9 protein-coding genes and 1 pseudogene are annotated in these 16,204 nt (G+C 38.6%); all 10 read left to right on the forward strand.

Annotated features, from left to right (window positions below; all coding sequences use genetic code 11):
- A partial coding sequence (locus HMPREF9010_RS11305) for a glutaminase domain-containing protein (RefSeq protein ID WP_032852702.1) occupies positions 1–999 on the forward strand: 999 nt, incomplete at its 5' end.
- A gap of 67 nt (positions 1,000–1,066) precedes the next feature.
- Entirely contained in the window at positions 1,067–2,869 is a 1,803-nt protein-coding gene (locus tag HMPREF9010_RS11300) for a family 43 glycosylhydrolase (RefSeq protein ID WP_232284353.1), read from the forward strand.
- A 72-nt stretch (positions 2,870–2,941) separates the two neighbouring features.
- Positions 2,942–4,477, forward strand: a complete 1,536-nt coding sequence (locus HMPREF9010_RS11295; protein ID WP_008649282.1) for an IPT/TIG domain-containing protein — start codon at positions 2,942–2,944, stop codon at positions 4,475–4,477.
- Between the two features lie 13 nt (positions 4,478–4,490).
- Positions 4,491–7,616, forward strand: a complete 3,126-nt coding sequence (locus HMPREF9010_RS11290; protein WP_032852719.1) for a SusC/RagA family TonB-linked outer membrane protein — start codon at positions 4,491–4,493, stop codon at positions 7,614–7,616.
- A gap of 12 nt (positions 7,617–7,628) precedes the next feature.
- The gene (locus HMPREF9010_RS11285; RefSeq protein WP_008649286.1) at positions 7,629–9,680 is read left to right on the forward strand and encodes a RagB/SusD family nutrient uptake outer membrane protein; all 2,052 of its coding nucleotides are present in this window, start codon (positions 7,629–7,631) and stop codon (positions 9,678–9,680) included.
- Positions 9,681–9,698: 18 nt separating this feature from the next.
- Entirely contained in the window at positions 9,699–10,724 is a 1,026-nt protein-coding gene (locus HMPREF9010_RS11280; protein WP_008024164.1) for a DUF4973 domain-containing protein, read from the forward strand.
- 97 nt (positions 10,725–10,821) lie between these two features.
- Positions 10,822–12,294 carry a glycoside hydrolase family 76 protein gene (locus HMPREF9010_RS11275; RefSeq protein WP_008649288.1) on the forward strand — a complete coding sequence of 491 codons (1,473 nt, stop codon included), beginning with the start codon at positions 10,822–10,824 and terminating at the stop codon, positions 12,292–12,294.
- Positions 12,295–12,646: 352 nt separating this feature from the next.
- Positions 12,647–13,804 (forward strand): ATP-binding protein, encoded by a 1,158-nt coding sequence (locus HMPREF9010_RS11270; RefSeq protein ID WP_008649289.1) that lies wholly within the window; start codon positions 12,647–12,649, stop codon positions 13,802–13,804.
- A 273-nt stretch (positions 13,805–14,077) separates the two neighbouring features.
- A pseudogene (locus HMPREF9010_RS11265) lies at positions 14,078–14,686 on the forward strand (glutaminase domain-containing protein); the annotation flags it as partial.
- 17 nt (positions 14,687–14,703) lie between these two features.
- Positions 14,704–16,203: an IPT/TIG domain-containing protein gene (locus tag HMPREF9010_RS11260; RefSeq protein WP_008649291.1), complete on the forward strand. Its 1,500-nt coding sequence runs from the start codon at positions 14,704–14,706 to the stop codon at positions 16,201–16,203.
- Position 16,204 lies beyond the last annotated feature (1 nt).

A 16,204-nucleotide genomic window follows, 5' to 3' on the forward strand; every position in this document is an offset into this window, starting at 1 on the left:
ATTTCTGCTCACAAACTATTTACAGACAAAGAAGGCAATCTGATGTGGTTCTCTAAAGAGAATAACAGTAATGGTTGTATCAATACAGTCGACCTGACCTATCCGTCTGCTCCCCTGTTTTTGGTCTATAATCCTGATTTACAAAAGGCAATGATGACTAGTATCTTTGAATATAGTGCTAGCGGTCGCTGGGATAAACCTTTCGCAGCACATGACCTTGGCACTTATCCAATAGCTAATGGACAAGTTTATGGTGGTGACATGCCGATTGAAGAAAGTGGTAATATGGTGATTCTAACTGCAGCTATTTCGAAAATTGAAGGTAATGCAGATTATGCTAAGAAATATTGGGACATTCTAACGACATGGACCAATTATTTAGTAGAGTATGGACAGGACCCGGAAAACCAACTTTGCACGGATGACTTCGCCGGACATTGGGCTCATAATGCCAATCTTTCCGTGAAAGCGATCATGGGAGTGGCCGGATACAGCGAAATGGCTCGTATGCTCGGATTGAATGATGTAGCAGACAAATATGCTTTAATAGCCCAAGAAATGGCGATGAAATGGGAAAAAATGGCAAACGAAGGCGATCACTACCGTTTGGCTTTTGAACGTAAGAACACTTGGAGCCAAAAGTATAATATGGTGTGGGATAAGTTGTGGAATTTGAACCTATTCCCTAACAATGTAATCGAAAAAGAGCTCAATTATTACCTGACTAAACAGAATCTTTACGGACTTCCTTTGGATTCCCGCAAAGAATACACCAAATCCGATTGGATCATGTGGACGGCAGCTATGTCATCAGACAAGGAAACTTTCCAGAAATTCTCTGATCCTGTTTATAAATATATTAACGAGACAGTATCTCGTGTACCTATCAGTGACTGGCATCATACTGATAGTGGTAAGTGGGTTGGCTTCAGAGCACGTTCCGTGATTGGAGGATACTGGATGCAAGTGTTAATGAATAAATTGAGTGGTAGCAAGTAATTTTCTATTAGGGAGTGATATTATGTGTAACTTATCTACTGTATCAATTCTTCGATGGAATCTAGTAATGCTATTGAGCACACTATTCTGGTTTTCCTGTTCGACAAGCGATAATAATGAAGAGTCGAATGGAAAAGAAGGAGATGAGACTAATGTATCTGTGTATTTACAACAGAATGGATTCCAGAATTTGAATCTAGTGCCCGACCAGAATTTCGTTTCATACAATGTGCTTGTTTGCAAGAGTACCCTTTTGAATGGAGAGATATCTGTTCGATTGAAAACTTGGAGTGACAGTGAATTGAAAGCTTATAATTCTAACAATGGAACAAACTTTCAACTGCTTCCAGAAGATCTTTATCAGCTAGAGGAAATGTTAACACTGAAAGCGAATGAGAAACAAAAAAGTATAGAAATTCAATTTCATTCCTCTGAAATCTTCTTAAGATGGAAGAGGGAAAAAACTAATTATGTACTCCCTCTTCGGTTAGAAAGTGCATCGGTTAGCGCTCAAGAAAACAAAAGAAATTTACTTCTTACGATAGATGTCCAAGCAGCTATTGTCAAGTTGGAGAGTATTAGCGGAGAAATACTATTAAACCAAGAAAAAGTAGAAGTAGACATTAAATCTTATTATGATTTTAGTGGCACAAACCAGAGTACATTTCATTGTACGTTAAGTGTTGCACCAGAGGCTGTACAGTTGGTAAATGATTATAATGCAGCTCATGGAACATCTTATGAGTTGCTACCTGATGACTCGTATACTCTTGGTGGGTTGACTTATTCTGCAGGGAATAATCAAGCTTCTACGAAATTAACTATTCAATCAACTAAACTACATCCTACGTACTATCTACTTCCTCTGTGTCTAACGAATGCCGATAGCGAAACAGTGTTAATAGATAAGTCTGTCCGGATATTGACATTAGTGCGTGGTTATTGCAATCCGATTATTGCTTTTAGCGCACCAGATCCTACAGTAATTCGTGCCCAAGATGGTTATTTCTATCTCTATGGAACAGAGAATACTCGAAATGTTCCTATTTATCGTTCCAAAAATTTGGTGAATTGGGAGTATAAGGGTACAGCTTTCACGGATGCTACTCGCCCCACTTGGGGTGGCGACCACAATATTTGGGCACCAGAGATACGTTATTTCAATAATCATTATGTGCTTTATTATTCATGGGCTATATGGGGAGATGAGTGGAGAAGTAATGTAGGAGTTGCTGTGTCAGACTCCCCTCTAGGACCATTTATAGACAAAGGGTGTTTGATCGACTCGAAAGTGATTGGGGTACAAAATTCCATTGACCAGTTCTTTTATGAAGACAATGGCAAAAAATATATGTTTTGGGGAAGTTTTCGGGGTATCTATGCTACAGAACTCACGGATAATGGTCTGGAAATAAAGAAAAACACGGATGGAACCCCAGTCCTGAAGAAGCGTATTTGTGGAAATCGTTTTGAAGGGACCAACATATACAAACGTGGAGAATATTATTACTTGTTTGCTTCCATAGGAACTTGTTGTAATGGAGCAACCAGTACATATCAAACTGTGGTAGGGCGTTCAAAGAATGTGCTTGGACCTTATTTAGATAAGACAGGAAGGGATATGTTGTATGATTATTGTGAAATCATTATGAGTGGCAATGAAACTTGGGCAGGACCTGGACATAACTCCATTCTGATTCAGGATGATGTAGGAACTGACTGGATCATCTACCACGGTTACAAGAAGAAAGAAGCCGAAAACGGAAGATATGTTTTAATGGATAAACTGATTTGGAGTAACGATGGATGGCCTTCCGTCAAGAGTAACGCACCTTCCATCTTGGAAGTGGCGCCCTACTTTCAGAAATAAATATCCTATACAGAAAAACAAGTAATACTTATTGCTTATGCGATTTTATTAACATATTTAATCTAATTTATTATGAAACAAAAAGTAATGAAAGCCTGTTTGGGCATTTTATGGGGAATGTTTACATTGACCACTTTTCTATTACAGAGTTGCGATAATGGAAAAGAAGTCACTCCGGCTCAAGGAAGTGGTGGCAGTCCCTTTAATCCGCAGCTTCCTATTAGTGTCAAGGAAATCAGTCCGACTAATGGTGCTGCAGGTCAGAAGGTTCTTATTTATGGAGAAAACTTCGGCAATGACCCGTCTCTGATAGAAGTCACTATCGGCGGACAGAAGGCGCCTGTGGTCAACGTACAATCAACTGTCATATATTGTATTGTACCAACGAAGGCTTATTCGGGTGAAATCCAGGTAACTATCAAACAAGGAGAAGAAATCTATTCAGCCGAGGTAGCCGAAGTTAAGTTTGAATATCAACGCCAAGTGGTGGTAAGTTCCTTGTGTGGTGCAACTAGTGAGCAAGGTTCCAATTCAGCAAAAGATGGTCCGTTTAATGATTGTGGCTCCATTACGAATCCCTGTTTTATGACTTGGGACCCGGAGGACCATAATTTGCTATATGATGCAGAAGACGCAGGAGACGCTGAAGGTGTAGGACAAGGTATTCGTTGTTTTGACTTCACAAACAAGCAGGTCTATACAATGATTCCCAAGAACTCATTTGTAGGCTCACAGCGTTGCCGAACCATTGATTTCTATAAAGATGACAATGGAAAATATCACATGATTGTAGGATTAGCGCAAGGAAATGTTAATAGTACGGCTGTTATGATGTTCGATCGAATTGAAGGAGGAACGAAGCCGTGTGGGTTCACGTGGGGCAATGGAAGGGTGATCGTACAGAACCAAGGATGCCAAGCTGCTGCAATACATCCTACTACTGGCGACCTCTACTTCTCCAATTACCAGAACAGTCTGCTTTATCGGGTAAAGAAATATGTTATAGAGGAATTTGCAACAGGAAAGAGAACAACCCCTGTCAGACCTGGTACAGCAGATGATGCCGCTCAGACAATATTAAAAGTGCAAGACAAAGAATGGGAGTTCAATATTATGATTCATCCAACTGGTAAATATGCTTATTTCATGGTCATCAATCGCAATTATATTCTTCGCTCAGATTTCAATGGGGAAACCTTTACCGCTCCCTATGTCATTGCAGGTGTTAATAGTAACAAAGACACTTATGTTTATCAGGATGGGGTCGGTAATCAGGCTCGATTCGGTAATCCCTACTCTGGTGTATTTGTAAAGAACCCGGAATATGCCGGAAATTCGGATGAATATGACTTCTATTTGACAGACAGACATAATCATGCCATTCGTATCTTGTCTCCTTTGGGTCAAGTGACTACCTATGCCGGACGTGGTAGCGCTAGTTTGAATTCAAACCCATGGGGGTATGCAAATGGCCGCTTACGAGAAGATGCACGTTTTAATCGGCCTAAAGGAATTGCGTGGGATGAGCGTGATAATACGATATATGTGGGAGACGCCAACAACTATCGAATCAGAAAGATTGGCCTTGAAGAAGATATTAATGAATAAACACCGTATAAAAATGAAAAAAATAACAATTTTATGTATACTGTTGCTATGTGTAGTAACCGGCACAATGGCTCAGAAAACTGTTACTGTATCGGGTATTGTTTCTGACAGTAATAAGGAACCGCTTATTGGTGTGAATATTATCGTCAAGGATGTTCCCGGATTAGGAGCCATTACTGATATCAACGGGAAATATACCATTAAAGTAGAACCTTATAACCGACTGGTCTTCTCATATATTGGATATAAGACACAAGAAGTATTGATTAAGGAACAGCGTTCGGTCAATATAAAAATGGAAGAAGATGTAGCTACTACTATTGATGAGGTTGTAATCACAGGTACCGGTGCACAACGTAAATTGGTACAAACCGGTGCCATCACTACAGTAGACATGGAACATCTGATGGCTAATCCGTCGTCTAGTGTTGTTAATGCTTTGGCAGGTAACGTTGCAGGTGTATTAGCCCGCCAGACTTCCGGTCAACCAGGACAAAATGTTTCAGAATTCTGGATTCGCGGTATTTCCACATTTGGGGCTGGAACCGGTGCTTATATTTTGGTAGATGGATTCGAACGTAGCATGGATGAAATCAACATTGAGGATATTCAAGACTTTTCTATCTTGAAAGATGCTTCCGCTACTGCAATATACGGTTCTAAAGGAGCTAATGGCGTTGTATTGATTAACACTAAGCATGGTAAATCCGGAAAAATCAAGATTGACATAAAGGCACAAACCACCTACAACATGCGCACTATTACACCTGAATTTGAAGACGGGATTTCGTATGCAAACTTATTGAATGAGTCACGAATTACACGCAATTATGAACCTGTATATCAACCGGAGGAACTGGAGATTCTAAAAAACGGATTAGACCCAGATCTCTATCCGAATGTGGATTGGATGGATTTATTGTTGAGGAAAGGCTCATGGCAACACCGCGTTAACCTGAATTTAAGCGGTGGTGGTTCTACTGCACGGTATTACGCCTCTATTAGTTACCTTGATGAAGAAGGCATGTACAACACTGATAAAGCGTTGAAAGACGATTACAACACTAATGCAAACTATCGTCGTTACAACTATCGTCTGAATACAGATATTGATATCACGAAAACTACACTATTAAAGTTAGGTGTATCCGGTTGGTTATCTAAGAGAAACAGTCCGGGACTGGGTGATGCAGATGTATGGGGTGAACTTTTTGGCTATACCGCCATTCGTACTCCTTTACTTTATTCCAACGGTCGTGTTCCGGCAGTAGGTACAGGCAACAAAACAAACCCATGGGTAGCAGCTACACAGACTGGATTCAATGAAAACTGGGAAAATGTGATTCAGACAAATATTACGTTGGAACAGAATTTGAAGTTTATCACCAAAGGTCTGAAATTTGTTGGACGCTTCGGCTATGATACCTATAATAACAATCACATCAATCGTCGTAAATGGCCTGAGCAATGGAGTGCCGAACGTTCACGCGATGAAAATGGAAATTTGGTATTCAAGAAAATTTCGGATAGTAGCAATATGCATCAAGAAAGTGGTTCTAGCGGTAACCGTCGTGAATTTTTAGATATGATGCTTAATTGGGAACGCGGTTTTAAGGCACATCATCTCAATGCTACGTTGAAATACACACAGGACTCGTACATCAAAACACAAGACTTAGGTGATGATCTGAAAAATGGTGTCAACAGACGTAATCAAGGATTGGCAGGGCGAATTGCGTATAACTGGAACTATCGATATTTCGTAGATTTCAACTTCGGCTATAATGGTTCGGAGAATTTCGCAAAAGGGCATCGCTTCGGTTTCTTCCCGGCATACTCTTTAGCATGGAACATTGCAGAAGAATCATTTATCAAAAAGAATTGGAAATGGATGGGTATGTTCAAAGTGCGTTTCTCTTATGGTAAAGTAGGTAATGATAAGATTCGTCATAACAATGCAGATGTACGTTTCCCTTATCTGTACGCAATTGGCGAGGGCAATAGTTATGATTGGGCAAACTACGGTAGTTCTTATGGATTCACAGGATTAACTTACACAGAACTAGCTTCCGACCAAGTTACTTGGGAGGTGGCAACGAAGAAAGATTTGGGAGTAGATTTGGCTTTGTTTGATGACAAATTCAAATTGACAGTTGATTACTTTGATGAAAGTCGTAGCGGAATTTTCATGCAACGCCAGTATTTGCCAGGTATGATTGGCCTGCAAGGAAAGAGTCCTTTTGCAAATGTCGGTAAAGTAAATTCCAAGGGATTCGATGGCAATTTCTCTTTCAAACAGAAGTTCAATCAGGTAAGTTTGACAGTACGTGGTAATATGACTTACAGCAAAAATGAGATTATTGAAAGAGACGAAGCTAACAATGTATATCCCTATCAAATGCAAAAGGGCTATCGAGTGAACCAGAATAAAGGATTGATTGCATTAGGACTGTTCAAGGATTACGATGATATTCGCAATAGTCCTACTCAAAAGTATGGTCCTGTAATGCCCGGTGATATTAAATACAAAGATGTAAATGGTGATGGTGTAGTGGATGACAACGATATTGTAGCAGTAGGAGCTACTAATCGTCCGAATCTGATTTATGGTCTTGGGCTTTCTGTTAAATGGAAAGGACTTGATGTCAATTTGCATTTTCAAGGCGCGGGCAAGTCGCAGTTTTTCTTGTCCGGGAAATGTATCAGAGCTTTCAGCGAAGGGCAATGGGGTAATATTATTAAAGGAACTTTGGATAATCGCTGGGTAGATGCGGATACTGCCGAGAAATTAGGTATTGCAGCCAACGAGGATCCCAATGCTACTTTCCCCCGCCTAAGTTACACGGACCAAGGAAATGGAAATACAACGATTTATGCTTATACTAATAACTACCGCAACTCTACTTACTGGTTGCGTGACGGTTCCTACGTACGTCTGAAAACGGTTGATATCGGCTACACACTCCCCAAAGCACTGGTTAACAAAATACATTTTAATAATGTACGTATTTTCTTGACTGGAACCAATTTACTTACATGGTCTAGTTTCAAACTCTGGGACCCGGAAATGGGTAGCAATAATGGAGAGAAATATCCATTGTCCAAATCCGTAACGTTAGGTTTGAGCGTTAACTTATAAATGATTAATGATATGAAAAAAATATATATACTATTAGTCGCAATTTTTGCGATCAGTTCCACTTCTTGTTCCGATTATTTGGATTCTGATTACATTTTTGAGGATAGAGAAACAATTGATAAAGTTTTTACCGACTATAAAAAAACAGAACAATGGTTGGCACAGGCGTATACCTATTTGTTGGGACAATGTTGTGATGTTGCAAGTAAACGTAATACACCTTTTGTGTTTGATGATTGCATGTATTATGGTGATGATGATGTTACAGTGGATGCAACCAAAGGCGGTGCTTTATCTTATAATAAATTCCGTGAAGGAGCATACGATGAAAACACTTTCCAAGATACTTGGAACCGTTGTTATAATGGTATTCGACAGGCTTCTATTTTCATCCAGTATGCAGATATGAGCATTGAGCATAGTGCGGAGGAAATCATTGACCTCAAAGCACAAGCCCGCTTTGTTCGTGCCTATTACTATTGGTTGTTACTCCGGAAGTATGGTCCTATTCCACTGGTTCCGGATGAGGGTTTTGATTACAATCAGTCATACGAAGATTTGGAACTTCCCCGCAATACATACGATGAATGTGTAGATTATATCGCTAAAGAGATGGTCTTGGCAGCACAGGGTTTACCTTTGAAAAGAGACCAGCTTTCCATTACCCGTCCTACTCGCGGTGCCGCCTTAGCTACCCGTGCTTTGGCAATGCTTTATGCTGCAAGTCCGCTAATGAATGGCAACGATGATGCGTATGCACAGCAAATGACCAACCGTGACGGGAAACGTTTATTAAATCCTGTATACGACAACAGTAAATGGGCTAAAGCAGCAGCTGCTTGCAAAGATGTGATGGGACTAGGCGTTTACCATATTTATACAGCCGATTTCCGGTCGACTCATTCTATTGCTTTTCCTGCTACCATCGCTCCTCCGATTCACCCGGAATATAGTTATAAAAATTTTCCCGAAGGTTGGCAGAATATTGATCCGTTCGAATCTTATCGTTCTCTATTCAACGGACAGGTAACTGCTATGGACAATCCGGAATTGATTTTTACTCGTGGAAAGAATATTTCCGGTGAACGCATCAAAGATATGGTCATTCATCAATTGCCTACTGTAGCTAAAGGATGGAATACGCACGGTGCCACCATGAAACAGGTAGATGCCTATTATATGAGCGATGGTACTGACTGTCCGGGAATGAACTCTGAATATGCAGGCACTCCAGCTTATCAAGGACGCATAGATACTCGCCCTCGCACAACTGGTTATACAACAAATAATACAGATCACAAACCGCTTCCAAATGGAGTATCTTTGCAATATGCTGAACGTGAACCACGTTTCTATGCGTCCATTGCTTATAACGGTATGTACTGGCATCTAGGTAATGAACCAGAAGTTCAGAATCAAGATCAACAAGTATTCTATTATCGCGGAGATGGAAATGGTTATGCAAATAGTATGTTCTGGTTGCGCACCGGCATTGGGGTAGCTAAGTATGTGCATCCTGATGACACCTATTATAATAGCGATGCAGCCAAGGTAAAAGATAAAGATGAACCAGCTATTCGATATGCTGATATCCTGCTGATGTATGCAGAAGCTTTGAATGAATTGACTACTAGTTATGAAGTTCCTTCTTGGGATGGCTCCATCACTTACACAATCAGCCGCAACGTAGAAGATATGCGTACAGGTATAAAACCAATACGCATGCGTGCCGGGGTGCCCGATTATGATGCAGATACATATAGTAACCCGATTAAATTTCGCATCAAACTAAAACGCGAACGTCAGATTGAGCTCTTTGCTGAAGGAAAACGCTACTATGATCTTCGACGCTGGAAAGATGCGGAAGTAGAGGAAGCAATGCCGGTTTACGGTTGTTATACATTTATGAGTAATGCCAATAAAGACCTGTTCCACACACCGGTTCCTATATCAAATCTTTCTGCTACTTTCTCACCGAAAATGTATTTTTGGCCCATCAAACACAGTGAACTGAAACGAAATAAACTTCTGACCCAAAACCCGGGATGGACCTACAATGATTAATCTAAAAAAAACTAGAATATGAAACTGAAAAATATCTTATTATATCTGTTACCCATAGCCGGCTTATGTAGTTCGTGCAATGATGAATGGGAAAATGAACAGTTTACACATTATATATCATTTAAAGCTCCCATTAACAGTGATGGTGTGTCTCGAATCAATGTACGCTATAGATCTGGTAATGAAAAGACGACATTTCAGTTACCAATCATTGTGAGCGGATCTACCACCAATGAACGTAACATTACAGTACATGTTGGTTTGGATACAGATACCTTAAAAGTACTAAACCAAGAACGCTTCAATAATCGTACCGACTTGTACTATCAAGTATTGCCAAAAAAATTCTACTCTCATTCAGAAACGGTGCAGATCAATGCCGGGCAAGATGTAGCATTAATGCCTATCGACTTTTCAATGGAGGGCATCGACTTATCAGACAAATGGGTATTACCATTGACTATCGAAGAATCACCTGATGGAAACTATACCCCAAACTATCGAAAGCACTATCGGAAGGCATTGCTTCGTGTGATGCCATTCAATGATTATTCAGGAAATTATAGTGCTGTAAATTACAAAACATATTTGAATGGTTCAGAAACAGATGCACCATACGTGAAAAATTATGTCATGATGTATGTAGTTGACGATGAAACGTTATTCTTCTATGCAGGTTTATTTGATGAAACTCGTCAAGACAGGAAAGGGTATCGGATTAAAGCAAAATTCAACAATAATGGAACAGTAACGCTTTCTCCGGCAGATCCAAATAATAAAATGCAGTTTGCGCTCGGTAAAGATGATTTTAATAATGAGATCACTGCTTCTTACAGTATCACGGAGTCAATGGACGCTATCCGTCCCTACTTAATGCACCGAACCATTATTATCAATAATATCAACTATACGTTCAAAGACTATACAACGATTCCCGGTGTCGAAACTGAATTTCATGTAATGGGTTCGTTGACATTAGAACGTCAAATCAATACTCAAATTCCGGATGAAGACCAAGCTATCGAATGGGAAGAAGGAAATTAAAGGTTGGTCAAAGAATAAATAAACTATAAATGGGGATTGTAAATGCTATGGATATTTGTAAATATCCATAGCATTTCAGTCGTTTATTATTATCGCAATGAATAAATATGTATTGTTTTTAATTTTTATATTTTCATGTATTGCCTGTGGGGAAACAAATGAACAGGATACCAATACAATAGAGGGTAGCACCGATACTTCGCAAATAACGATTACACCAGTGACGAATTTGAAGGCTAAGATTACACAAAATCCCAATGAACTTTATCTAACATGGACGAATCCGATTACTGTGACCAATATGCTAGGGGTAGAAATCTATTATAAACAGAAAGGTTCCAATGACGAAAAAAGAGTGAATACGATCCAGAAAGGAGAAGGGTATGTACTCCGGTTGACATCCGCAGAGCCTTATTTCATATCTGTTGTTGTGGTGGATAACTACGGAAGAAAATCAGAAAGAGTCACCATTACTGCTATTCCATCGAATAAGGGAGTGCCTTTGGCAGATAGTTGTACGTATGTGCTTATTGAACAGTTTATGGATAAAACGAAAGGAACGTTTTGGGTATCACCCCAAAATATATCTGGAAATTCGGCTAATACTTATATTTATTGGCAACAGGCTCATGCTATTGATGTGGTATTGTATTCTTATGAACGTATCAAAGATAATAATCCTATATTGGCTGCGACATATAAAGAATATTTTGAAAGATGGTTTCAAAATCATGGAAATAATTATCATCACGACAACAACGATCCTACAGGCTTTTCAAATCCATATACTGATGATATGTGTTGGATTGGTCTGACTTTGTTACGAATGTCAGAAGTGTTAGACGATAATAAGTTTGCCGATACAGCCAAGAGGTTGTATGACACTTACATTATTACACGAAAATGGACAGATGATAAAGGAACTGGACTTCCTTGGAATAATGAAAATAATTCTAATGGGCGAAGCCGGAATATATGTACCAATGCTCCCGGTGCTTTGATGGCTGCCAAATTGTATAAAAAATACAATGAAGATAAGTATTTATCAGATGCTAAAATACTTCATAAATTTGCCTACGACAATAATTACTTAACATTGGGAGATGGTAGAATAGAGGAACCTCCTTTAACCTATACGCAAGGTACGTATGGAGAAGCAAGTAGGCAATTGTATCATATTACAAATGAAAAATATTATCTGACATGTGCAGAAAAAGTAATTAGCTATGTCACAACCAGTGATAGGTGCTTAACTAATGGCATTTTGCGTAATGAAGGTCCGTCTATGGACCAAAGCATCTTTAAAGCTGTTTTGATTCCTTATATAGTCAATTTGGCATTGGATGAAGCTGCTAATAGTACACTTAGGCAGAATCTGATTCTTTTCCTGCGAAAAAATGCAGAAACATTGAGCGCAAACTTGATTCGTGGAACTTATCCGGAAATGTATTGTAACTATTATTGGGGATCCATATTTACTGGAAATATTGCTTCTATGGGCGCACAAGCAAGTGGAGCTTCTCTTTTGGAAGGTGTTCTCCGACTGAATACAGCACTAGGAAATAATTAGTCATAAGCATCACTGTTTAAAATGAAGCAATGCAACCTTAATTATTCATGCGAATCAGTTGTTGAATGTAAGTTCTTGTTTTTAAGAAATTCTTTGATGCTAAAATAGCTTTGATACGCTCCGTAGAACAGATAGAAGGTATATTATTGAATATAAGATAAATAATAAGCAGCTTGCCATTGTTTAAATCCAGCTCAATGACAGGCTGCTTAAATTATAATTACTTATAGTATGCTGCAGATATGATTATAAAAGATCTAATATAAATAGAGAACTTTAAATTAAAAAACAGAGTAGTTTTGCAAATTCACTTTTAAAGATTAAATTTGCAAATAATAAAATAAAAGCAGCAATGATAGAACGAATATTGAAATCCAAGCTAATTGAAATGGCAAATAAATATCCGATTGTCACATTGACAGGACCTAGACAATCTGGAAAATCAACATTATTGAGGAATTCCTTTCAGGACTATGAGTATGTATCTTTGGAAGATCCTGATATGAGATTATTTGCTACAGATGATCCGAGAGGATTTCTTTCCACCTATCCGGATAAAACAATTATCGACGAAGTTCAAAGAGTTCCGTCACTTTTCTCTTATATTCAAACGCATACCGATAAAGAGAATAAAGAAGGTATGTATATGCTGGCTGGATCTCATAACTTCTTATTAATGGAAAGTGTGAATCAATCATTAGCTGGACGTACGGCAGTACTCAAGCTACTACCGTTTTCGCATTATGAAATGGAAAAAGGAGAAATATTGCCATCCAGTGTAAATGAAGAAGTTTTTAAGGGAGCTTATCCACGTATTTATGATAAAGCTATAAATCCGAATGATTATTATCCTTTCTATATACAAACATATGTAGAGAGAGATGTGAGATTATTACGTAATATTGGGGATCTAAGTAAATTTATTAAATTCCTCAAATTATGTGCAGGTCGCATAGGGCAATTATTAAATCTTTCATCATTAGCAAATGAATGTGGAATTTCTGTCACAGCAGCTACTAACTGGTTATCTATATTAGAAGCAAGTTATATCTGTTATTTACTGAAACCTGATTATAACAATTATGCCAAACGATTGGTAAAAACTCCTAAGTTATATTTTTATGATACAGGGCTAGCCTGTTCTTTACTTGACATACAAAATGCAGAACAAATAACTACTCATTTTTTACGTGGAGGATTGTTTGAAAATCTTGTCATCAATGAATTTGTAAAAGAATCCTATAATAGAGGTGTTGAACCGGGATTATCATTTTGGCGTGATAGTACTGGCAATGAGGTTGACTTATTAAGAATGGTTGGCGGGAAACAGTATGCCTATGAAATCAAATCAGGAGCAACTTATTCACCGGATTTCTTTAAAGGTATTTCAAAATGGGCTAAACTATCTAATACTCCAACGGAACAATGTTTCGCGATTTATAATGGAGATAAGGATATAAAAACATCTGTCGGTCAAGTGAATGGATGGAATCATTTTAGTCTGTTTTAAACCGCCACTAATATATCATGTCTTTATTCCATCTTATTTGATCCCTGAAACTACATTTGGGGATATATTATTTCTTTATCATGCATGAACTGTTGATATTTTATTCTAGAATTAGAATTTGTTGAAACAATCTGGGATACCCCAAATCCTAGAAATAAATCATTTTTATAGACTACAAAAACACTCGAAAAACCAACTAATTACAACACAGAAACAAGACATGTTAGCTATACATATCTGATAATAAACTAAATAACTAAAAAAACTTAGTCTGGACAGGACCCGGAAAACCAACTTTGCACGGATGACTTCGCCGGACATTGGGCTCATAATGCCAATCTTTCCGTGAAAGCGATCATGGGAGTGGCCGGATACAGCGAAATGGCTCGGATGCTCGGATTAAATGATGTAGCAGACAAATATGCGGCTATAGCCAAGAAAATGGCGGTGAAATGGGAAGAAATGGCGAATGAGGGTGATCATTACCGTCTGGCTTTTGACCGTAAAGATACCTGGAGTCAAAAATATAACATGGTTTGGGATAAGTTATGGAACCTGAATTTATTTCCTAACAATGTAATCGGAAAAGAAATAAACTATTATTTGACCAAACAGAATCCTTATGGACTTCCTCTGGATTCGCGTAAAGAATACACAAAATCTGACTGGATCATGTGGACAGCGGCTATGTCCCCGGATAAGGATACTTTCCAACGATTCTCTGATCCAGTCTATAAATATATCAATGAAACAGTATCTCGTGTACCTATCAGTGACTGGCACCATACAGACAGCGGACGATGGGTTGGCTTTAGAGCTCGTTCGGTGATTGGAGGATACTGGATGAAGGTATTAATGGATAAAGTTCAGAATAATCAATAATTTAAATCTAGTGTATTATGAAATGTAAAACTATGAAACATGGGAGCATAGGGTTACAGTGTATGATGTTGGCATTCGTTTTTGCAGTCTGTTTTACTGGCTGCAAAGATAGCAAAGACGAGACATCAGCACCTTATGATCCGAATCAGCCAGTAGAGGTAACTGATTTCACACCCAAGTCGGGAGGTGGAAAGAAGAAGATGATTATCTATGGCAGTAATTTTGGCACAGATCCTTCTCTTGTTTCCGTTAAGGTAGGTGGAAAAGAAGCTATTGTTATTAGTGCTAAAGGTACTAGTATTTACTGTTCTACGCCGGAAAGCTGTTTCGAAGGAACTATTGAAGTAAAAGTGGGTGAGCAAACTGTGATAGCATCTGAAAAATATCAGTACGAACCGCAAATGGTAGTAACAGACTTATGCGGTGATGTAGATGAATTGGGTGAGGGAAATATTGTAGAAACAGGTCCGTTTGACGATTGTGGAAAGATAGATTATCCTTTTTGGTTTTCTTTCGACCCCCAACATTCTAATATCCTTTATTTATCTCAAAATAATGGGCTTTTGAGAGTGTTGGATCTGGAACAAGAAATGATCTATACCAAGAAATTGGATAATATCAATCGTGCAACTACTATTACATGGACTAATGATGGTGATATGATATTGGCTGCTCCCCAAAATGGTGGCGCTAAGAATAGAAACAATATTATTTTAAAGCGTGAGAATAGTACAGACGGACAGGATTTCAAAGGGGCCAGTTGGGTCGCTTTGGCACGTGGTAATGCTTGCAATGGGTCTATGGTGCTTCCACAAACGGGAGAACTTTACTTCAATCATCGTGCGACAGGCAATGTGTATAGATATAATTTTGAGGAAAACGGTTATAATAACAATCCGGAAGTTCCTGGTGGATCAGGGTTGAATGAACTTTTGGCATTTAGTGTACCTAATCAGACGGTTGACTTTAGTATGGTTCCTCATCCAACAGGTAAATATGTTTATATCATCATGCATGAATCGCATTATATACTTCGTTCCAATTATGATGAAGAAACTAAAAAGTTGGTTACTCCGTATATTGTATGTGGACAATCCGGTCAGGCTGATTATAAGGATCTTGTAGGTATCAATGCACGCATCAATAAACCAGGTCAAGGTGTTTTCGTATTTAACGAAGAGTATAAGCTAGCTAATAAAGATGATTGGTATGACTTTTATTTTGCAGATAAAGAAAATCATTGTATTCGAGTATTGACTCCGGATGGAGTAGTTTCTACGTTTGCCGGACGTGGTTCTGCTTCCGCAAGTAGTTATAAATGGGGTAAGCAAAATGGAGAAGTACGTGAGAGAGCACGCTTTAATCAACCAGTAGCTTTGGCTTACGATGAGGCAACAAAGACTTTCTATGTAGGTGATTCGGGAAATTATAAGATTCGGAAGATTGCTAAAGAACAGGCTCCTGATGATTTGGGTGGAGAAGAATCCAATGATAATCAGAACCAAGAAAAACAATAAA

The sequence above is a fragment of the Bacteroides sp. 3_1_23 genome, from assembly GCF_000162555.1.
Classification (GTDB): Bacteria; Bacteroidota; Bacteroidia; order Bacteroidales; family Bacteroidaceae; genus Bacteroides; species Bacteroides ovatus.

Coding starts and splice junctions, on each gene's coding strand:
- HMPREF9010_RS11300 (WP_232284353.1), top strand. CDS start 1,067: ATGCTATTGAGCACACTATTCTGGTTTTCCTGTTCGACAAGCGATAAT.
- HMPREF9010_RS11295 (WP_008649282.1), top strand. CDS start 2,942: ATGAAACAAAAAGTAATGAAAGCCTGTTTGGGCATTTTATGGGGAATG.
- HMPREF9010_RS11290 (WP_032852719.1), top strand. CDS start 4,491: ATGAAAAAAATAACAATTTTATGTATACTGTTGCTATGTGTAGTAACC.
- HMPREF9010_RS11285 (WP_008649286.1), top strand. CDS start 7,629: ATGAAAAAAATATATATACTATTAGTCGCAATTTTTGCGATCAGTTCC.
- HMPREF9010_RS11280 (WP_008024164.1), top strand. CDS start 9,699: ATGAAACTGAAAAATATCTTATTATATCTGTTACCCATAGCCGGCTTA.
- HMPREF9010_RS11275 (WP_008649288.1), top strand. CDS start 10,822: ATGAATAAATATGTATTGTTTTTAATTTTTATATTTTCATGTATTGCC.
- HMPREF9010_RS11270 (WP_008649289.1), top strand. CDS start 12,647: ATGATAGAACGAATATTGAAATCCAAGCTAATTGAAATGGCAAATAAA.
- HMPREF9010_RS11260 (WP_008649291.1), top strand. CDS start 14,704: ATGAAATGTAAAACTATGAAACATGGGAGCATAGGGTTACAGTGTATG.